Source organism: Streptomyces sp. NPDC059743 (assembly GCF_042732975.1).
Classification (GTDB): Bacteria; Actinomycetota; Actinomycetes; order Streptomycetales; family Streptomycetaceae; genus Streptomyces.
This window is the reverse complement of sequence record NZ_JBHWGS010000014.1, coordinates 103,030-123,243: the sequence shown is the minus strand read 5'-3', so window position 1 is coordinate 123,243 and position 20,214 is coordinate 103,030. Positions and strand designations below refer to the sequence as shown.

Below are 20,214 nucleotides of genomic sequence, written 5' to 3'. Positions count from 1 at the left end.
CAGCCCAGGAACAGCCCAGCACCCGGGGGCACCTGCCGGCCACCCGTCAGGACTTTCCCGGGGCGTGCGACGGCCCGATCGGTGAGATGGTGGCTCCATGGCTGATCGGGGTCGACCTCCGGCTGCCGTGTCGCTGCCGGACGACTGGCCCGCCCATCCGGATCTGAGCCTCGCGCTGAACCGCATGGGCGGCTTCGACTGGGATCTCGGCAGCGGGCTGGTGCATCTGGACGGGCCCGCCCTCGAGCTCTTCGACCTGCGGCGCGAGGAGTTCGACGGCGATCCGGAGGTCCTCCTCGGCCTGGTGCCCAACGACGAGGCCGCGCGGCTGAAGAGCCTGATCGCGCGGGCGCTCAAGGAAGGTCTGGCCTCCTACGGCGCGTACTTCCGGATCAGGCACCGCGACGGATCGCTGCACTGGACCCGCACCCAGGCGCATATCCGGCACGAGGCGGGACGGCCGCGCAGAATCATCGGCATCCTACGGTCCGCCGAGCAGGAGCTCGCCGAGGCCGCCCTCAGAAGCGATGTGGACGAGGGCCGGCGCAGACTGACCGGAGTGGTCGGCCGGACCACCGATCTGCTGGCCCGCGCCTCCTCGATGGACGATGTCATCGCCATCCTGAAGGACGACGAGGCGCTGGGACATCTCCGGGCCGTCAGCGTGATGCTGGGCGTGATCGAGGGCGGCCGGATCCGGCTGGTCGCCGAGGGACGGCTCGGTTCCTATGTGCCGGAGCTGCTCTACACCAGGATCGACGACCAGTTCCCGATGAGCGAGGTGGTACGCACCCAGCGGCCCCGCTTCATCACCTCACGCGAGGAGTTCCGCTCCGGCTATCCGCTCCTGTGGCCGTATCTCGAACCGCTCTCGGTCGGCTCCGGCGCCTATCTGCCGCTGATCGCGCAGGCCCGGCCGATCGGCGCCCTCGGTCTGCTCTATCCACGGCACGGCGCCTTCAGCGACGAGGAGCGCAATCTGCTGGTCGCCCTCAGCAGCGGAATCGCCCAGAGCCTGCAACGCGCCATGCTCTACGAACAGGAGCACGATCTCGCCGAGGGCCTCCAGCAGGCGATGCTCCCGCGCCGTATCCCCGACATCCCCGGTGTACGGACCGCCGTCCGCTACCGCTCGGCCCGTATGGGCCGGAGCGTCGGCGGTGACTGGTACGACGTGCTTCCGCTGCCGGGCGGCCGGGTCGGGCTGACGATCGGCGATGTCCAGGGCCATGACACGGACGCGGCGGTGGTGATGGGACAGCTGCGCATGGCGCTCTGGGCGTACGCCGCCGAGGGACATCCGCCCGCCACCGCGATGGTCCGCGCCTCGGCGCTCCTGCACGAGCTGGGCACCGACCGCTTCGCGACCTGTACATACGTGGAGGTCGATCTGTCGAGCGGTGCGCTGAGCGTCGTACGGGCCGGGCATCTCGATCCGCTGCTGCGGCGGGCCGACGGAAGCTGTCACTGGATGCCGGCGGCGGGCGGACTGCCGCTCGGGCTCTCGGCGGAGTTCACCCGGCCGGGCGGGATCGGCTACCCGGTGACCACCGGAGTGCTCGGGCCCGGCGAGACACTGCTGCTCTTCACCGACGGTCTGGTGGAGCAGCCGGGCGTCGATCTGGGCGAGCGGCTCGAAGTGCTCAGGGAGACGGTACGGACGGGCCCCGCCGATCCGTCGGAACTGGCGGATCTGCTGTTCGAGGGACTGGGACAGGAGAGCGGCGAGGACGACATGGCCCTGTTGCTGCTGCGCCGGGACTGACCGGCCTTCGGGTTTCCCGCTGCTGATGCGACCTGCTGACGCAACGTCAGAAACCTGTGCCGTGCCGCGTTTTCCGGATCCGCGCGCGCCTCGGTCCGTTTCACCCTGTCACCGCGTGTTCTCCCCGACGTTCCCACGAACCCCTGGATCAATGGTCTGCGCACCGCGATGCTGACGGCCGACAGCGCTTTCCGCGTGCGTATCCACCGTCTTTCAGGAGAAGTTGTGGGCCCAGGCTTTGCCGGGCGGTCCGCCGTGCTGTTCGCGGCGGTGACCGCCCTGACGGCGGGGGCGGCAGCCCCGTCCCTCGCCGACTCCGTCCCCGATCCCCGTCCCCGTACCGCCGCGGAGATCCTGCGGCCCGTCGCGCCGCCGCCCGCGAGCGCGGCCACCGCCGTTCCGGGCGCCACGGCGATCCCGAGATCCATCGCCGACGGCGACGGCATCGAGACCGCGCGCGCCTCGCGTCCGATCGCCCCCGGCATCCGGCTGACCTCGTACGACCGGCTCGAATCCGACAAGTGGCTGCGTGTCGACACGCTCTCCGTCGATCTCGACGGCAGCGGTGCCCAGGCCGACTATCTCTCCTCGGGCAAGGTCTCCGACCGCCGTACGGTCTCCCAGCTCGCCGCCGGCCATGACGCCGGGCCGGGCCGCCGTACCGTCGCCGCGATCAACGCCGACTTCTTCGACATCAACGAGACGGGAGCGCCCCAGGGCCCCGGTCTCGCGGACGGCGAGGTCGTCCACTCGCCGGCGCCCGGCGCCCATCAGGCCGTCGGAATCGGTCCCGGGAACGCCGGACGGATCCTGAAGCTCTACTTCGACGGCACCGTGACGCTCCCTTCGGGGACACGAGCGCTGGAGGCGTACAACGCGGCGAACGTGCCCGCCGGCGGCATCGGCGCGTACACCACGGGCTGGGGCGAGGCCGACCGCCGACTCACCGTGGACCGGGCGGCTCCCGTCGCCGAGGCCGCCGTACGGGACGGCAAGGTCGTCTCCGTTTCGGACCTGCCCGGCAGCGGTCCGATCGCCGAGGGCACCACGGTGCTGGTCGGCCGGGAAGCGGGCGCTGTGGCGCTCACCGCGCTGCGGCCAGGCGACCCGGTGACGGTGGAGTACCGGCCGCGTGCCGACAGCGGGCCGGTGCCGCGCACCGCCGTCGGCGGCCGGGAACTGCTGGTCGTGGACGGGACGGCGGTCGGCCACGAGGGAGAGGGCAACAACACCGCGGCTCCCCGTACCGCCGTCGGCTTCTCCCGTGACGGCAGCACCATGCAGGTGATCACCGTCGACGGACGGCAGGCCGACAGCGGTGGAGTCACCCTCACCGAGCTGGGCCTGATGATGCGTGAGGCCGGTGCGTACAACGCGCTCAACCTCGACGGCGGCGGCTCCTCCACACTGGTCGCCCGCGCGCCGGGCAGCGACGCCCTGCGCGTGGAGAACAGTCCCTCCGACGGCAGCGAGCGCACAGTGCCCAACGGTCTCGCGCTCACCGCGCCGGACGGCAGCGGCCGGCTCAGCGGTTTCTGGGTCGAGACCCGTACTCCCGCGGGCACGGCACCGACCGTCGATCTGGTCAAGGGCGGCCATCCCGAGCGCGTTTTCCCGGGACTGACCCGCCGGCTCACCGCGGCCGGATACGACGAGACCTATGGCCCGGCGGCCGGCACACCGCGCTGGCGGGCCGTACGGTCCTCGGTGGGACGGATCGACTCCCAGGGCGTGTTCACCGCGCGCCACAGCGGCACCACCGAGGTACGCGCCGAGCGCGGACACGCGACGGGCGGTACGGAACTGACCGTGCTCGACGCGCTCGACCGTATCCAGCCCACCACCCGGCGCGTCGGACTCGCCGACGCGGACGCGACGGGCACCTTCGGCATCGTCGGACTCGACGCCCATGGCACCAGCGCGCCCGTCGAACCCCGGGACGTACGGCTGGAGTACGACCGGTCCCTCTTCGCCGTCACCGACGACGGCCGGGGCTCCTTCACCGTGAAGTCCCTCACCGGCAGCGGCGCCGGAGCGATCACGGCGAGCGTCGGCGGCGCCACGACCGTACTCGCCGTGAGCGTCGGACTCGCCGAGCAGCCGGTCTCCGGTCTGGACGACGCCGCGTCGTGGACGTTCAGCCAGGCACGCGCGAGCGGCTCGGTCTCGGCGACTCCCGACGGCCACACCGGCACCGGGCTCACCCTCTCCTACGACTTCACTCAGTCCACCGCCACCCGCGCCGCCTATGCCTCTCCGCCGCGGCAGCTCGCGGTGCCCGGCCAGCCGCAGTCCTTCAAGCTGTGGATCAAGGGCGACGGCAAGGGCGCCTGGCCGACTCTGCATCTCAAGGACGCGGCGGGCTCCGACCAGTTGCTGCGCGGACCGTATGTCACCTGGACCGGCTGGCGGCAGGTGACCTTCGCCGTACCGGCCGGAGCGGCCATGCCACTGAGCCTCTACCGCTTCTATCTCGCCGAGACCGCCGCCACCAAGCAGTACACGGGCGAGATCGTGATCGACGATCTGACGGCGCAGGTACCGCCCACCGTGGATCTGCCAGAACAGCCGCGTGTGGCTGATCCATTGATCGACTCGGCCGCGGTGACGGAGGGCAGGGACTGGCGGTTCGCGGTCATGTCCGACGCCCAGTTCGTCGCCCGTGCTCCGGACAGCGCGATCGTCGCCCAGGCCCGGCGTACGCTGCGCGAGATCAGAGCGGCGAAGCCGGACTTCGTGGTGATCAACGGCGACCTGGTGGACGAGGGCTCACCCGCGGATCTCGACTTCGCCCGTACCGTACTGACGGAGGAGCTGGGCGACGCGGTGCCCTGGTATTACGTTCCGGGCAACCACGAGGTGATGGGCGGCTCAATCAAGAACTTCACCGACCGGTTCGGTCCCGCGCAGCGGGTCTTCGACCACGAGGGCACCCGCTTCCTCACCCTTGACACATCGAGTCTGACGCTGCGCGGCGGCGGCTTCGCCCAGATCAGGGCCGTACGCGAGCAGCTGGACGCGGCGGCGAAGGACAGCCGTGTCCGCTCGGTCATGGTGATCGAGCATGTACCGCCGCGCGATCCGACGGTCCAGAAGGCCAGCGAGCTGAGCGACCGCAAGGAGGCGGCCCTGATCGAGCAGTGGCTCGCGGAGTTCCGCCGTACGACCGGCAAGGGCGCGGGACTCATCGGCAGCCATGTCGGTGTCTTCCACGCCTCGCGGGTGGACGGCGTGCCGTATCTGATCAACGGCAACTCGGGCAAGGCGCCCGCCGCGCCTGTGGACGAGGGCGGCTTCACCGGCTGGTCGCTCGTCGGTGTGGACCGGATCTCCCGTGGCGAGCAGTCGGCGGCGCGGCTGAAGCCGTGGGAGGGCGGGCCCGACTGGCTCTCCGTGCAGACCCGCGCGCACACCGACGCGCTGGAACTGGACGCGCCGGCCGTGCTGACTCCTCGTCACAGCGCCCAGGTCGTGGCAACCGTCGTCCAGGGCGCCCGGCGGATCCCGGTCGGCTTCCCGCTGAGCGCGGACTGGACCGGGTCCCCGAATCTCCGTATCGGCGACCGGGACGGTGTCCGGCCCCGCCATACGGCGGTCTTCGACCCGGCGACGGGCACACTGACCGCGCTGCGGCCGGGCACCGTCACGCTCGCGGTGACGGTGAACGGTGTGACACGGAGGGCGGAGATCCGGATCGCGGCGACGGCGGTCGCGCCTGCGGCGTGATCCCGTGAGGCGTGCTTCTTCACGATGAGTACGGTCTCCCGTGCCTGGAACCGCCGGAACCGCCGGAACCGGGCACGGGACACCGCAGTCCGTTCGTTCAGGACAGTGTGTCGAAGCTCAGCGCCGTGAACCGGGCCGTGAAGCCCTTGCCGTCGGGAGAGGCACACATCGGTCCCGCCTGCGCGGCCACATCGGGCGGAAAGTAGGCGAGCCGCAGCATGGTCGCGGGCGAGCCGTCGATGCCGTAGTGGATCGTCACGGTGTCGCCCTCGCGCCGCAGCTCGACGGTCACGGGCGCCGGGCTGTCGGTGAGATGGGCGAGCGGTACGACATTCCAGTCGGAGACCTCACGGGTGACGACGGCGCTGAGCTGCTGCCGGCCGTCGACATACTCGATACCCGTTTTGATCCAGTTCTTCTCGTCGATCCGGAGCAACAGCCCGGCCTGGTCGTACTGTTCGCGGTAGTCGCCGGTGAAGGTGGCGCGCAGCACGAAGTTCCCGGGCACCGGCCGCAGCAGGGCGTGGCCCGTGTCCCGTACGAAGCCGTAGTGCGTGGTCACCCAGAAGTCCGTGTCCGGCGCCGTGGTGACATCCAGAGCGTCGTCGTACGGAGCCCAGTGGGCGGGCGGATTGAGCCAGCTCCAGTCGGTGAAGCCAAGGCACGACTCCGTACCGGTGGCGCGCTCGCCCATGTTCTCTCCTTGTGTCGGCGGTCGTCGGCGGACAGGAGACAGACTCGCACGGCCCCACCCAGGACGTCGCCCGACCCCCGCGGCCCGTCGGCCGCTGAGGCGGCCGAGATCCGGCTGACCGCCGGGCGGCCTTGGGCGTCGTCGCCCGTTGTCGTCCGTCTCGTCCGTCGTCTGTCGTTGTACGGGCGGTCACCCGGCCGTCGTGCTGTCGCGCCAGCATGGGCCGGGTGGATGTCACCGCGCTCGCGCGTACGCTGCTGGGCCCCGTTCCCGCGCATCTGACGGCCGGGATCGAGGTGCTGCGCGCGGCGGACGGCGCGGCCGAAGTCGCCCTCTCGACACCGCACGCGCTGACCAATGTGATCGGCTCGCTGCACTCCAGCGGTCTGATCGCGCTCGTCGACGCGGCCGGGCTCGCCGCGATGATCGCGGCGAGCGGGAGCGCGGACGACTTCCAGGGCGTGGTGCCGCTGGGAGCCGCGGCCTCCATGGAGTTCCTCGCGCCCGCCCGTGGGCGTCTCGTCGCGTCCTGCCGACTGGACGACGCGGCCCGCGAGGCGCTGCGTACCGTTCTCTCCGGCGCGAGCGACCGCGCAGCACGGCTGACCACATCCGCGGAGGTCGTCGACGAGGCGGGCGCGACGGTGTGCCGGGGACGTTTCGACTGGAGCGTACGGCGTATGCGCAAGGCCGTCTGACCGCCGGGGAGGTCAGCGGGTCGGCGGATGAGTACGGCTACTCAACTGCCGTCGAGACTGCCGTCGAGCGTCCGAGATAGGTCAGTGGACCGGGATCCGGCACGGCGATCTCATGGAAGCCGAGACGGTCGTAGAACGCCCGGGCGCCCGTATTGGCGGTGACCATCGACAGATGGACCGCGCCCACTCCTTTCCGGTGCAGGGCGCGGAGGAACGTGTGCATCAGCGCCCGGCCGTGCCCTTGGCCCTGGTGGCCGGGCAGGAGATCGATATGCAGATGAGCCGGATAACCGGCCAGTTCGGGCAGGACCATCCGCTCGGGCCAGTGCAGCAGAGCGATCATCTCGTCGGTCGGTGTACGGGCCGGACCGACCGGTTCCGGATAGCGGTCGGCCAGTGACGGGAGCCAGACCTCCCGGAACGCCTTCACGAAGGCGGGCGTGTCGGCGGTGCCCAGAACATAGCCGACGGCCCGGCCCCGGCCGTCGTCGAGCACAAAGGTCAGCTCCGGTTCCAGAGCGGCGTAGGGCGCGGCGAAGAGGCTCGGCAGCAGCTCCGGATCCGGATAGAGCTGCCGGGAGTCGCCGCCCTCATGGCCGGTGCGTACGCAGATGTCGTACAGCGCGGGCGAATCGTCGGGTCGGTAGGCGCGGACGGTGGCGGGCGGGGATGAGGCGGACAGCGATGACATACGGTGCATGTTGCCCGCAACGGGAGCGCTCCCACAAGCCGTGCGCACGGTACGGTTCCGGGGCCTGCCCGACGGCCCGCCCGGCGGCGCGTCCCGCACGGTCCGTCAGACGGGACGGAAGGCCTGGAGATGGTCCGCCGCCCAGGAGCGGTACGTACCGGGAGGCCGGCCGAGGAGCGTCTCCACCGTCGGCTCCACCCGGGCCTTGGCGCCGGACCGCTGCCGTACGGCGCTCTCCATCAGCGCGTCGGCCACCGGGACCGGATACCTGGCGCGCAGCGCCTCGTACGCCTGGTCCCGTGTCACCTCCAGGAACCTCAGCGGACGTCCGAGCACTTCGGACAGCACGGCGACCTGCTGTACGGGACTGATCGCGGCCGGACCCGTCAGGGCGTAGGCCCGGCCGACATGGCCGGTGCCGGTGGAGGCGAGGGACAGGACGGCCGCGTCCGCGATGTCGCGTGGATCGACGGTGGCGTTGGGCGAGGTGCCGTCCATCCCTCGCACCACGCCCTCGTCCCGGACGGAGCGTGCCCAGCCGAGTGTGTTGGACATGAAGGACCTGGGCCGCAGAAAGGTCCAGTCGAGGCCCGAGGCTCGGATGACCTCCTCGCTGTTCCGCTGCCACCGCGTGATCAGATCCGTCGCGTCCGGTTCGGCCACCGCCTGTGCGGAGAGCTTGACGAGATGCCGTACGCCCGCCGAGCGGGCCGCCGCGACGAAGTGCTCGTCATGGGCCGGTGTGAGCGGATCGGCCGTCACCAGCAGCGCGGCCCTGACGCCTTTCAACGCCATGGCCAGGCTGCCCGGATCGGCGAAGTCACCGCCCACGACCTCCGTCCCGGGACCGGCGAGCGTGGCGATACGGCGTGGGTCACGCGACAGCAGCCGGACTGGCTCCTCGGTGGCGGTGCCGGAGGCGCGAAGGCGTTCCGCCACCAACCGTCCTACCGTGCCGGTGACTCCGGTGAGCAGGATCATCCGGTCAGCCCGTGAAGTCCGCCGCCGTCACACGCGCGCCCCGGTCGGGCGCGGTGTCGATACTGGGCATCAATCCGGGCACCGCGATGCTCGGCAGGATATGGCCCCACAACAAGGAGATCCGGCGTCCGAGATCCTCGCGCTGGGTGAGCGCGCGGGACATGAGCTGAATCCCGGCGAACGCGCCCACCAGCAGCTCCACCGTGTCCCGAGGCTGCACATTGGGCAGCAACTCGCCCTGATCGCGGGCCTGTTCCATCAGTACGATCAAGTGCTCCGGCCACTGACGGAAAGGGCCGCTGTGATCGACACCGGGAGGCGCGCCCTGATCCACGGTGAGCCGGACGCTCCCTCTGAGCAGAGCGTTCTCCAGGAGCCGATGGGCGACGGCGAAGGTGATGTCGATGACTTCCTGTAATTTGCAGGCCTGCGGCGGAACGGTCCCGAGCTGCACCTGTTCGTCCAGAACGGCCTGTGCGAGCGCCTCCTTGGACTGGAAGTGGAAGTAGAGGGCGCCCTTGGTGACGCGGGCCCGCTGAAGAACCATCGTGAGCGTGGTCGACGCGTACCCGTACTCGTCGAAGACCGCTCCGGCCGCCTCCAGGATCGCCGTGCGCGTCCTGATGGCGCGCTCCTGTGTTGCCATGAAATGCCTCTCTACGGACCGGCAAGCGGACATCGGTGTCCCAAAAACAAACCGCCCACCCCGTACTATAGTGCTCAACCGGATGAGGAATATATCCTGTACGCCATAACAATTTGGACGGACACGGAGACTCATGGACTCCCGTATCCGGGGATGGCCGATACCTGCCCGCGTTTTATTGGCCGTCGGTACCGTGCAGCGTCCGCATACAGGGCAGTCGGTTTTCTTGTGGCAAGGACGCGGTGGCCGTGGGACGGCGCGCCGGGCACATATGCACCGAACACACCTGGGAGTCTCGGGACCGGTACGTGAGTACCACCGGCGGCCGAGCATGAGCGCCGGCCGAACATCCCTCGCCCCGGCCGAGCACGCCTCGCCCCGGCCGAGCACGCCTCACCCCGGCCGAGCACGCCTCACCCCGGCCCCGTACCCCGGGCGGCCCCCTGAATGGCCCAACCGGCCCGCTCCGTCCCTACGTTCCGTAGCCGGTACGCGCAACCCGGACGGTGCTTCGCATCCCGCGCCGGTCCTCCCTCGGCGGCCGTCCTCGCACGCCCTCTCCCCTGCTTCTCCCGGGTTGCGTGGCGCTGGACCACCCGTGAGTGTGGGCCGCAGTTCCCTGCGAACACCGGATGAAGGAGAGCACTCGTGGCGACCCTGTGCAAACCCGCTGTCTCGGTTCCCGAGCATGTGATCACCATGGAAGACACGCTCGCTCTCGCGCGTTCCCTGCACTCGGACCATCCGCAACTGCCTCTCGCCCTGCGACTGATCCAGAACACCGGCGTGGCCAAACGCCATATCGTCCAGCCCATCGAGGAGACACTCCGGCACCCCGGCTTCGAGCACCGGAACATGCTGTACGAGACAGAGGCGAAGGCCCGTGTGCCCGGGGTGATCAATACCGCCCTGGACCACGCGGGGCTCCGTCCCGCGGACATCGACCTCATCGTCTATGTCTCGTGCACCGGGTTCATGATGCCGTCGCTCACGGCCTGGCTGATCAACACCATGGACTTCCCCAACCACACCCGGCAGCTCCCCATCGCCCAACTGGGGTGCGCGGCGGGCGGTGCGGCCATCAACAGGGCACATGACTTCTGCCGGGCGTACCCGGGAGCCAATGTGCTCATCGTCGCCTGCGAGTTCTGCTCGCTCTGCTACCAGCCCACCGACCTCGGCGTCGGCTCGCTGCTCTCCAACGGGCTGTTCGGGGACGCGGTCGCCGCGGCCGTCGTACGGGGCCAGGGCGGCACCGGTATCGCGCTGGAGCGCAACGGCTCGCATCTGGTGCCCGACACCACCGACTGGATCGCCTACAGCGTCCGGGCCACCGGCTTCCACTTCCTGCTGGACAAGCGTGTGCCCACCACCATGGAGCCGCTGGCACCCGCCCTGCGCACGATCGCCGACCAGCACGGCTGGGACGCCACCGGCCTGGACTTCTACATCATCCACGCGGGCGGCCCGCGCATCCTGGACGACCTCAGCCACTTCCTGGAGGTGGCGCCCGAGGCGTTCCGGTTCAGCCGGGGCACCCTCACCGAGTACGGGAACATCGCCAGCGCCGTCGTCCTCGACGCGGTACGAAGACTCTTCGACGAGGGCGGACGGGCCTCCGGGGAGCGAGGCATCATCGCCGGCTTCGGGCCCGGCATCACCGCCGAGATGGCCCTGGGCCGCTGGACCACCACCGGAGCCGGGCCCGCGTCGGCCGTGACGGAACGCCATGTCTTCGGAACCCGGGGCCGCAGCGCCCATCCCTCGCCCGCGACCGAACCGGTGGGCTGGTGATGACGAGCACCACTCCCGCCACGGCGGTCGGCTCCCGGCCGGAGCGGCCCTCCGGTGTGTGGCCGCGCCGCGGTCCCAAGACGCCTCCGGTCCTCCTGTGACCGGCTCCCCACCGCCGCACCCCACCGTCCTGGAGCACCGCATGACCGAGCTGATGAGGGCCGAGGGGCTGATCGTCCCCCCGGGCGGGGGCACCGTCATCCACACCGCGGCGCAGCAGGTGACCTTCAAGGTCACCGGGGAGCACTCACGGGTCTCCTCCACCTTCGAGGTCGTCGTGCCGCCCGGCTTCGACGTCGGCGCCCACCGGCACACCCGCAGCGAGGAGCTGTTCTACATCCTCGACGGCGAGCTGGACGTGCTGGCCTTCGAGCCGCGCGTGCTGAGCGAGGACTGGCGGCACTGGGAGTCCGCGTCAGGGCTGAGAGCGGTACGGGCCACACCGGGCACGGTCGTCGTCGTACCGCCCGGCTGCCCGCACGCGTTCGCCAACCGGACCGGCCGGGACGCCAAGATGTTTTTCCAGTCGTCGCCGCCGTCCGACCACGAGCGGTACTTCGAGGAACTGCTCGACATCCTCAAGGAGGGCGGCACCCCGGACCCGGTGGCGATCGCGGAACTGCGGGTGCGCTACGACATCGAGCAGCTCACGCCGCTGCGCCACGACGCCTAGGCCGTCCGCCGTATGGACACCGCAGCGGTCACCCGGCGCCCGCCCCGTCGACTGGCCCGCCCTCGGCGCTGGGCCGTCCTCGGGGTCCTGCTCGTCATGGCCGCCCTCACGGCGGGCTGGCCGCTGATCGACCGTGCCATCGCCGACGGCGAGCCCGTACCGGCCGGCGCGGTACTGGAGCTGGGACCGAGCGGCAGTACCGCCCTGCTGCGGGTGGCGGGCGCGGGCTGGGAGCTGAGCAAGTCGCGCAGCGATCCCGGCTCCTCGTACGCGCTGTCCCGGGACGGTGTCGACCTGGTCGCGGGCTATGTCGACCTCTCCTCGGGCCGTAGCGACGCCAGGCAGCTCTGGACGGGCCTGCGCAAGGTCCTGTCCGTCGCGGACGGCGCCACCCGGCTCGGCGGTCCACGGCCCGTCACCAGCGCGGCGGGCGCGCGCGGTCTGACCGGGCCGCTGACACGGCCGGGACGGGCTGGTACCGCCACCGTCTGGGTGCCGCCGAGCGAGAACTACGCCGTGGAGATCACCGTACTGGCCGAGCCGGGCACCGCACCGGGCACGGTGGCCGACGCCACGGCCGTGGCCCACAGCGTCGCCTTTCCACGGGAGGCATCATGACCACGGCCGTGCCGTCGGCGGCATACGCCTCGCTGCGCGGATCGCTGCGACGGCAGCCGGTGGGCTGGCTCTGCGCCGCGCTCTGTCTTCTCGGCGCCGCCCTGATCGCTCTCGACTTCGGGGCGGTCGTCCGGGTCTTTCCCGCCTCCGCGCTGCTCGCCTTCGTGCTGCTCCTGATCACGGTGACGATCGGGGTGACGGTCCTTCAACGGGTACGGCCGTTCCGGGCGGCGCCGCGCGCCTGGGCCTGGAGCGGAGTCGTCTGGGGCGCCACCGCGGCGACCGGCTGTGCCATCGTGGCCAACACCGGGCTCCAGGGCATCTGGGCCAAGACCGCGGGCATCGACTTCGCCTCCCGGTGGGCCGCGGCCCTCACCGCGCCGCTCAACGAGGAACTCCTCAAGCTCTCCGGTGTCGCGCTGATCGCCCTGGGCACCCGGCAGTTGGTCCGCGGTCCGCTCGACGGATTCTTCCTCGGCGCGTTCACCGGTCTCGGCTTCCAGGTGGTGGAGAACTGGACGTACGCCATGAACTCCATCCTGAACAGCGGTGGTGTCAACGGCAGTGCCGATGTCGTCCAGTCCTTCGCCACCCGGGTCCTGCTGACGGGCCTCGGTTCGCACTGGGCGATGACCGGAGTGGCCGGAGCCGGGATCGGCTTTCTGCTCGCGCACGACGCCCGGCCGGCGCACCGGCGGATCGTCCCGGCCGTGTTCTGTCTGCTGACCGCCATGGCCATGCACTGGTTCTTCGACTCGCCACTGCTCGGCTCGGTCGCGGGCGTCGCCGTCAAGATGGCGCTCAACTTCCTGATCGCGGCGGGCTTCTATCTCACACTGCGGCACCGGTCGCGGCGGCGGGCACGTGCCTTTCTGCGCTCGCCGCGCACTCCGCTCTCCGCCGATCTGCTCACGCGCGGCTCCCGCCGGCGGGCCCTGCGCAGAGTCCCGCCGGCGCTGCGTCCCGCCGCCGAGGCACGGGCCTCCGCCTATCTGACCGTGGTCGAGGAACACGCCGCCAACACCACCGGAAACGGGCCCGGTTCGGACATCGGCCATGGACAGGCCTATTAATCGGTTGTTCAGCTTGGAAAAACCTCAAGAGTGCTCCGCACCGGGCCGCCCCCTGGCACACTCCGGCCATGTCGACCAACTCACAGATGCTGACCGGCAAGTCCGCCCTCATCACGGGCGCGAGCAGTGGCGTGGGCGCGTGCGCCGCCCATGTGTTCGCACGTGAGGGAGCCTCGGTGGTGCTGATGGCACGCCGGGAGGAGCGGCTCGCCGCCGTGGCCGAGGATGTGCGCCGGGCGGGCGGAAGAGCCGAGTACGTGGTGGGCGATGTGGCCAGCTCCAGCGATATGGCCCGGGCGGTCAAGACGGCGGTGGAGTGCTTCGGCGGGCTGGACGTGGCGTTCAACAACGCGGGTGTGGGAGCCCATCAGACACCACTGCATCTCACGGGCGAGGACGAGTACGACGAGATCATGGACACCAATGTCCGGGGCGTGTGGAACGGCCTGAGCCACCAGGTCCGGGCCATGCTCCGCGGCGGCGGTGGTGCGGTCGTCAACAACAGCAGTGTCGCCGGGCTGGTGGCGACACCGGTCTCCGCGGCCTTCATCGCGGCGAAGCACGCGGTGATCGGACTGACCAGGGCCGCCGCGGCGGAGTACGGGGCCCAGGGGATACGGATCAATGCCATCGCACCGGGCATCGCGGGCAGCGAGGTGGTCCAGGAGTGGTTCAGCCGGCATCCCGAGGCGGAGAAGCTGCTCCACCGGTCGACACCGCAGCCGCGCACACCGGAACCGCAGGAGGTGGCGGAGGCAGCGGCCTGGCTCTGCAGCGACCGGGCCTCTTTTGTCACCGGTGTGGTCCTGCCGGTGGACGGCGGCTTCACCGTGCTGTGAGCGTGTGAGTGTGTAAGCGGAAGCCGGGCGTGTGTGAGCCGGGTGTGTTCAGGCGCCGGGTGTCGGGGAGTCCGCGGGCGGGGGAGCGCTCACCACACAGGTGAAGACGGGTTCGCCCTCCTGACGCCCGGTCACCAGGACCGACGACAGCCCGTGGAACTGCTCCGGCAGCCGACGCAGCTCGATCAGGCACTCCAGGTCCAGCTCGGCGAAGCGCGGGAACTCGGCGGTGAAGCCGGTCAGCACACAGGCGCCGCCGCGCAGCACCGAGTTGGCCGCCTGACGGGCGGCTTCCAGCAGGACCATGCCCGGGATGTGATCGACCGGATGGTCGAAGAGCACGGGATGCCCGGTGTCGACGCGCAGCCGCCAGATGTGCTCCTCGCCGGTCGGGGAGAGCACCACGTCGTACGCGGCGGACCGGCCGACGCTGCTCGGCGGTACGGGCGCGGTCAGCGGCGGTCGCCGTACGTCGGAGCGGGCGGCGCGCTCACCGCGCAGCCGGCGGTAGACGGCCGGAGCGGCGCAGACGAAGGAGGCGCCGCCGGTGGCGACGGTCTGTCCGTCGCGGCGGACGACCGCTTCGTAGCGCAGCCCCGCGAGTTCACCGCCGCGTGTGCGGATCTGCGGACAGAAGACATCGAGATCCAGACCGGCAGGGACACCGCCGATCGCGAGATGCCGGGGCTCGACGGTGAGGGACAGATCCCGCAGCAGAAAGTGATGTCCCAGCGGTGTACCGAACTCGGCGTGTGCCAATAGAGAACCGACCTGGCGGATTGTTTCGGCGGCGAGCAGCGGATCATGAAGTCCGTCGACCGCGCTGAAGAAGCCGTGCAGCCGTGGCCACTGCCCGGTCACCGAGAAGCGTCGCTCGTCCATCCGGCGCCAGCCGGTGAGCAGGACCTCCGCCATCGCGGCACGGTGCACATACTCCCTCGGCACCGTGGTGGTCAGCTGAGGCGCCACCGGCGCCACCGGTCTCCCGGTGCGTGAGGTGCTGTCCATCCGGACGGTCGTTTCGGACATGGAGTCTCCCCGTGGAGCACGGATGCTGGACGGGAGCGGCGGAGCGCTCCCGGAGCCGGGGAATATACAGACCACCCGGTTTAGTCGGTAGGCTTGACCGAGAACGGCGGGGGAGCCACCTCAGGGCGTCATGAGGACCCCTGGAACTGCACGACGGGAGCCACCCGCATGGCGCAGCAACAGCGTGCGATCAAAACGCGCGCCGCCATTCTGGAGGCCGCGGCCTCGGTCTTCGACCAGTACGGCTACGACGCGGCCACGATCTCGGAGATTCTCGCACGGTCCGAGGTGACCAAGGGTGCCCTCTACTTCCACTTCCCGTCCAAGGAGGACCTGGCGCGGGGCGTGCTGAGCGATCAGACCAGGGACCTGGTCACCGGGCCGACGGACTCCAAGGTCCAGGAGTTGATCGATGTCACGATGGTCGTCGCACACCGCTCCCTGCACGACATGATCCTCAGGGCCGGCACCCGGCTCGCCGTGGAGCAGGGATCGGTCGACTTCTCCGATGTCAGTCCCTTCCCCGTGTGGTCGCGTCTGAGCGAGGATCTGCTGGTCCAGGCCAAGGAGCGGGGCGAGTTGCTGCCGTATGTCAAACCGCGGGAGACGGCCGAACTGGTCGTCGGTGCCTGGACCGGGATCCATGTCTACTCGCGGGTGGTGGCGGACCGCCGGGACGTGGAGCGCCGGGTCTCGGTGATGTGGGAGCACCTGCTGCCCAGCATGGTGATGCCGCGTCTGCTGCTCGGGCTCGATGTGGCGTACGACCGCGGGGCCCGTGTCGAGGCCGCCCGCAGGCTCGCCGCCGAGGCCGGGGAGGGATCCGAGCCGGACGCACAGTGATGACGGACCGTGACCGAACGGTCTCCCGATCCCTTCCCGGATCCTCCTCGGTTCAGCGGTGGAGCCGCACGGGAGTGCACGTGTTCAAGTTCATTTGATCGAGCGGCCGTCCAGCCGTTCTCCAGGGCGGCTCAAGCGGCTCTTGAGCGATACGGACCGATGACAGTTCCGGACATCGAGAGTGGCGTAAAGCTTGTACAAACCGCGCCGACGGTTTGTTAATGTCGCAGCGCACACCGCGCATCGCTTCCGGTCCTCCCGACATCTGGAGCCGTTGATGGTCAAGCAGGAGCGCGCCGCCCGTACGCGACGATCGTTGATCCGGGCCGCCGCGGAGGTGTTCGCGGACGAGGGATACGTTCCTGCGTCGCTCACGATGATCAGCCGCCGGGCCGGGGTGAGCAACGGCGCGCTGCACTTCCACTTCACCAGCAAGGAAGCCCTGGCCAAAGCGGTCGAGGAGGAGGCGGCACAGGAGGTCCGGCTGATCACCGAGCGTTGCCGGCTCGCCGGCGCGGTGGGCCTCCAGCTCCTTGTCGACGCCACGCACACGCTGATGCGCAGCCTTGACGACGATGTGGTCGTACGGGCGGGATTCGAGCTGAGCGGAGACATCTCGCGCCCTCACGGCATCAATCTGCGGCGCGAATGGCGGCGCTGGGTCGAGAGTGAAGTCGAACGGGCGGCGTCCAACGGTGGACTGGCCGACGGTGTGGCGCCCGACGATGTGGCAAGCGCCCTGATGGCGGCCACGGTCGGTTTCGAGGTGCTGGGTGCCAGAGACGACAGGGAGTGGATCTCGCGGCGTACGCTAACCCGCTTCTGGGAGCTGATGCTACCCGCGATGGCCCCGCGCCAGGCCATTGGCACCTTGGTGACCTGCGGATCCTGCCATTCGGCCATGGGCGGGGAGGCAGGTGTCGAGGAGCCCGTTTGACGGGAGTACGCTGCCCGTGTTGCGCCCGTACCCCGACTGTTCGGTGACCTGACGGTGACGCTGATGTACGGAGCGTTAACAAAAAACAGTCTGTACGGTTTGGTATTGACAAACCGTCTGTCCTGTTTTTGAATCCATGCGCAGCAATCGCACCCCGTGAGCGGCCTCGAACGGTACTGACTTCACCTGCAGGGATTGGGGAGACGCGTGGACATCGACGTACTGGGCGCATTGGCTGTGCGGGAGAACGGGAGATCGATCACGCCGACGGCGCCGAAGCCCCGGCAGGTGCTCGCTTTACTGTCGCTCCACGCCGACCAAGTGGTGCCGGTGACCGCGTTGATCGAAGAGCTGTGGGCGGGAGAGCCTCCGCGCAGCGCCAGGACCACGCTCCAGACCTATGTGCTCCAGCTGCGGTCCCTGATCGCCGCGGCGCTCAAGCACGGGGCCCAGGAGGGCCAGGAGGGCACGGCGCGGACCGCCAAGGAGGTGCTGGTCACTCTTCCCGGCGGATACCGCCTCGACAGCGGCGGCGGCACCAGTGACGTCCGGGAGTTCGACCGGCTCGCCGGTCTCGGCTACCGGGCGATGGACGCGGGCGACTACGTCGGCGCGGCCCGCCAGTTGCGGGAGGCGCTCGCGCTGTGGAGCGGTCCCGCCTTCGCCGATGTGCACGGCGGCGCTCAACTCGACATGGAGATCAAGCGGCTTGAGGAGAGCCGGCTCTGCGCGCTCGATCAGCGTATCGAGGCCGATCTCCGGCTGGGCCGCCACCGTGAGCTGCTCGCCGAGCTGACCGTGCTCGTCAGCCGCTACCGCACCCATGAGAATCTGCACGGCCAGTTCATGCTCGCGCTGCACCGCTCGGGCCGCCGCGGCGAGGCGCTGAACGTGTACCACCGGCTGCGCGGCACGCTCGTACGGGAGTTGGGCCTCGAACCGTCCGCCGGGCTGCGCAGGCTCCAGCGCTCGATCCTGATGGCGGGACCGGAGGCCGCGGCCCCCGTGGAGAACTCCCGCGAGCCTCTCGTCCGCGTGAGCTGACCGTACGGGCACACCGCATTCCGTTCCGCTTCCGTTCCGGCTTCCTTTTCCGCTTCCGTACCGGTTCGGCCTGTCCTGGTCCGTCCGTACGGGCAGGGATTTCATTCTCATTGTTGGCCGTTGTTTCGGCGGAGCTATTCCCACCCGCCGTTCTCCGTTCCGTCAGTACCATTCGGGACGGTGGAAATGACATTCCGTTTGCCGGTCTTGGAGCCGTACTAGACGGGTACTCAAGAATTCAAGAACTAAAGGCTCGGCACGGCTACCGTACTTCGCGTCGAAGAGTTTCGGTTCGACGGGGATTCGACGAGGTACGGAGGGAAACCGTGGAGATTCAGGTTCGGGGACCGCTGAGTGCCGGGGAAATGGGATGAGGCCGCCGAGAAACCCGGTGGCATTGATCACGGGTGCGACACGGGGAATCGGTCTGGGAGTCGCCCGGGAACTCGGCGGGCGCGGCCACCGTGTGTTCATCTGCGCGCGGACCGGCCAGGAGGTCAAGCAGACCGTCGAGGATCTGCGCGCTGAAGGGTTCGAGGTGGAGGGCACGGTCGCCGACGTACGGGACCGGGCGTCGGTCTCGGCCCTGGTGGCGACGGTCGTCGCCCAGTTCGGCCCGGTCAACATCCTGGTGAACAACGCGGGCCGGGGCGGCGGAGGGCCCACGGCCGAGATCGCCGACGAGCTCTGGTACGACGTCATCGACACCAACCTCAACGGCGTGTTCCTGCTGACCCGTGAGGTCCTGCTGAACGGCGGCCTCGTGGAGGCCGGCCATGGCCGCATCATCAACATCGCCTCGACGGCCGGGAAGCAGGGCGTCGTGATGGGCGCCCCGTACTCCGCCTCCAAGCACGGTGTCGTCGGCTTCACCCGGGCGCTGGGCAAGGAGCTGGCGCCCGTCGGTGTCACCGTCAACGCGGTCTGCCCCGGCTATGTGGAGACGCCGATGGCCGAGCAGGTCCGGCAGGGATACGCGGCGGCCTGGGACACCACCGAGGACTTCGTCCAGGAGCAGTTCGAGTCGAAGATCCCGCTCGGCCGCTACTCCACTCCCGAGGAGGTCGCCGGTCTGGTCGGCTACCTCACCACGGAGAGCGCCGCGTCGATCACCGCCCAGGCGATCAATGTCTGCGGCGGTATGGGCAGTTCCTGAGCTCCTCGCCGGGATCCGGGAGCGGAGCGTAGACGCATACGTATGGAACTGAGCTTCGTAGCTATGTCGCGTCTCAGGTGAATGGACTTGACTGTACTCATGACTCAGACCACGCAGAACGCCCAGACAGAGACGAAGACGACGCTCGTTATCGGCGGCACCGGCAAGACCGGCCGCCGGGTCGCCGAGCGCCTTGCCGCCCAGGGCCTTCCCGTGCGGATCGGTTCGCGCAACGCCGACCGTCCCTTCGTGTGGGAGGACCCGGCCACCTGGGAAGGTGCGCTGGAGGGCGTCGGAGCCGTCTATGTCACCTACTACCCCGACCTCGCCTTCCCCGGTGCCGCCGAGAGCGTGGGCGAGTTCTCCAAGTTCGCCGTCGCCAAGGGCGCGCGCCGCCTGGTGCTGCTCTCCGGCCGCGGCGAGGAGGGCGCGCAGGTCGCCGAGGAGAAGCTGAAGGAGTCCGGCGCCGACTGGACCGTCGTACGGTCGAGCTGGTTCAACCAGAACTTCAACGAGAGCTTCTTCCTGGAGCCCGTCCTCGGCGGCGAGCTCGCGCTGCCGACCGGTCACGCCGTCGAGCCCTTCGTGGACGCCGACGACATCGCCGACGTGGTCGTCGCCGCGCTGGCCGACCCCAAGCACATCGCCAAGACGTACGAGCTGTCGGGCCCCCGGCTGCTCAGCTACCAGGACGTGGCCGAGGAGCTGTCCAAGGCCACCGGCCGGGAGATCACGTACACCGCGGTCACCAGTGACGAGTACCGTGCCTTCCTGAAGGAGAACGACCTTCCGGAGGACTTCGTCGAGCTGTTCGCCCTGACGCTCGACGGCCGCAACGCCCACCTGGTGCACGGTGTGGAGGAGGTCCTGGGCCGCAAGCCCCGTGACTTCGCCGACTTCGCCAGGGACGCCGCCGCCACCGGCGTCTGGAACGTCTGATCCGGCACTCCGGCCGGCGGTGCCGGCCGCGGACGATCTCCGCGGCCGGCCCGCCGGGCGGGGGAGCG

General features: G+C 69.9%; 18 protein-coding genes. 13 read left to right on the top strand and 5 right to left on the bottom strand.

Translation table 11 applies throughout. The features are described from left to right. Positions 1 to 97: 97 nt before the first annotated feature. Both ACFV6H_RS24965 and ACFV6H_RS24960 read left to right on the top strand, forming a co-directional pair. Complete coding sequence (locus ACFV6H_RS24965) at positions 98 to 1,765, top strand: SpoIIE family protein phosphatase (RefSeq protein WP_385545890.1); 1,668 nt, start codon at positions 98 to 100, stop codon at positions 1,763 to 1,765. Between the two features lie 225 nt (positions 1,766 to 1,990). After that, on the top strand, positions 1,991 to 5,491 hold the full coding sequence (locus ACFV6H_RS24960) for a phosphodiester glycosidase family protein (protein WP_385545887.1): 3,501 nt from the start codon (positions 1,991 to 1,993) through the stop codon (positions 5,489 to 5,491). Positions 5,492 to 5,588: 97 nt separating this feature from the next. Here the strand turns inward: ACFV6H_RS24960 and ACFV6H_RS24955 are convergent, their stop codons facing one another. After that, on the bottom strand, positions 5,589 to 6,185 hold the full coding sequence (locus tag ACFV6H_RS24955) for a DUF1349 domain-containing protein (RefSeq protein ID WP_384788417.1): 597 nt from the start codon (positions 6,183 to 6,185) through the stop codon (positions 5,589 to 5,591). A gap of 227 nt (positions 6,186 to 6,412) precedes the next feature. On the opposite strand from ACFV6H_RS24955, the gene ACFV6H_RS24950 reads away from it, so the two are divergent. Then, positions 6,413 to 6,883 (top strand): DUF4442 domain-containing protein, encoded by a 471-nt coding sequence (locus tag ACFV6H_RS24950; RefSeq protein ID WP_385545883.1) that lies wholly within the window; start codon positions 6,413 to 6,415, stop codon positions 6,881 to 6,883. A 37-nt stretch (positions 6,884 to 6,920) separates the two neighbouring features. Here ACFV6H_RS24950 and ACFV6H_RS24945 read toward each other — a convergent pair whose 3' ends face one another. The 3 genes from ACFV6H_RS24945 to ACFV6H_RS24935 all read right to left on the bottom strand — a co-directional run bounded on the left by ACFV6H_RS24945 (position 6,921) and on the right by ACFV6H_RS24935 (position 9,201). After that, positions 6,921 to 7,574 carry a GNAT family N-acetyltransferase gene (locus ACFV6H_RS24945; RefSeq protein WP_385545880.1) on the bottom strand — a complete coding sequence of 218 codons (654 nt, stop codon included), beginning with the start codon at positions 7,572 to 7,574 and terminating at the stop codon, positions 6,921 to 6,923. Between the two features lie 105 nt (positions 7,575 to 7,679). After that, positions 7,680 to 8,555 carry an SDR family oxidoreductase gene (locus ACFV6H_RS24940; protein ID WP_385545877.1) on the bottom strand — a complete coding sequence of 292 codons (876 nt, stop codon included), beginning with the start codon at positions 8,553 to 8,555 and terminating at the stop codon, positions 7,680 to 7,682. 4 nt (positions 8,556 to 8,559) lie between these two features. Continuing rightward, entirely contained in the window at positions 8,560 to 9,201 is a 642-nt protein-coding gene (locus ACFV6H_RS24935; protein ID WP_093595809.1) for a ScbR family autoregulator-binding transcription factor, read from the bottom strand. A gap of 648 nt (positions 9,202 to 9,849) precedes the next feature. Here ACFV6H_RS24935 and ACFV6H_RS24930 point away from each other — a divergent pair. The 5 genes from ACFV6H_RS24930 to ACFV6H_RS24910 all read left to right on the top strand — a co-directional run bounded on the left by ACFV6H_RS24930 (position 9,850) and on the right by ACFV6H_RS24910 (position 14,198). Then, positions 9,850 to 10,995: a type III polyketide synthase gene (locus ACFV6H_RS24930; RefSeq protein ID WP_384985613.1), complete on the top strand. Its 1,146-nt coding sequence runs from the start codon at positions 9,850 to 9,852 to the stop codon at positions 10,993 to 10,995. 142 nt (positions 10,996 to 11,137) lie between these two features. After that, positions 11,138 to 11,668 (top strand): cupin domain-containing protein, encoded by a 531-nt coding sequence (locus ACFV6H_RS24925; protein ID WP_161230653.1) that lies wholly within the window; start codon positions 11,138 to 11,140, stop codon positions 11,666 to 11,668. A gap of 12 nt (positions 11,669 to 11,680) precedes the next feature. Then, positions 11,681 to 12,286: a hypothetical protein gene (locus ACFV6H_RS24920; protein WP_385545873.1), complete on the top strand. Its 606-nt coding sequence runs from the start codon at positions 11,681 to 11,683 to the stop codon at positions 12,284 to 12,286. After that, a complete protein-coding gene (locus tag ACFV6H_RS24915) occupies positions 12,283 to 13,359 on the top strand; it encodes a PrsW family intramembrane metalloprotease (RefSeq protein ID WP_385545870.1) in 1,077 nt (358 codons plus the stop codon). Before ACFV6H_RS24920 ends, ACFV6H_RS24915 begins: the two co-directional genes overlap by 4 nt. A gap of 68 nt (positions 13,360 to 13,427) precedes the next feature. Beyond that, positions 13,428 to 14,198: an SDR family NAD(P)-dependent oxidoreductase gene (locus ACFV6H_RS24910; protein ID WP_093595230.1), complete on the top strand. Its 771-nt coding sequence runs from the start codon at positions 13,428 to 13,430 to the stop codon at positions 14,196 to 14,198. 48 nt (positions 14,199 to 14,246) lie between these two features. On the opposite strand, the gene ACFV6H_RS24905 is transcribed toward ACFV6H_RS24910, so the two are convergent. Continuing rightward, on the bottom strand, positions 14,247 to 15,227 hold the full coding sequence (locus ACFV6H_RS24905) for a ScbA/BarX family gamma-butyrolactone biosynthesis protein (protein WP_385545867.1): 981 nt from the start codon (positions 15,225 to 15,227) through the stop codon (positions 14,247 to 14,249). A gap of 168 nt (positions 15,228 to 15,395) precedes the next feature. On the opposite strand from ACFV6H_RS24905, the gene ACFV6H_RS24900 reads away from it, so the two are divergent. From ACFV6H_RS24900 to ACFV6H_RS24880, 5 genes are all read left to right on the top strand, one after another. Further along, positions 15,396 to 16,070 (top strand): ScbR family autoregulator-binding transcription factor, encoded by a 675-nt coding sequence (locus tag ACFV6H_RS24900; RefSeq protein ID WP_385545864.1) that lies wholly within the window; start codon positions 15,396 to 15,398, stop codon positions 16,068 to 16,070. Between the two features lie 277 nt (positions 16,071 to 16,347). After that, complete coding sequence (locus tag ACFV6H_RS24895; protein ID WP_384985606.1) at positions 16,348 to 17,007, top strand: ScbR family autoregulator-binding transcription factor; 660 nt, start codon at positions 16,348 to 16,350, stop codon at positions 17,005 to 17,007. A gap of 207 nt (positions 17,008 to 17,214) precedes the next feature. Further along, positions 17,215 to 18,051 carry a BTAD domain-containing putative transcriptional regulator gene (locus ACFV6H_RS24890; protein ID WP_385545859.1) on the top strand — a complete coding sequence of 279 codons (837 nt, stop codon included), beginning with the start codon at positions 17,215 to 17,217 and terminating at the stop codon, positions 18,049 to 18,051. A gap of 370 nt (positions 18,052 to 18,421) precedes the next feature. Then, entirely contained in the window at positions 18,422 to 19,207 is a 786-nt protein-coding gene (locus ACFV6H_RS24885; RefSeq protein ID WP_093595218.1) for an SDR family NAD(P)-dependent oxidoreductase, read from the top strand. A 99-nt stretch (positions 19,208 to 19,306) separates the two neighbouring features. Beyond that, entirely contained in the window at positions 19,307 to 20,146 is an 840-nt protein-coding gene (locus ACFV6H_RS24880) for an NAD(P)H-binding protein (protein ID WP_384985604.1), read from the top strand. Positions 20,147 to 20,214 lie beyond the last annotated feature (68 nt).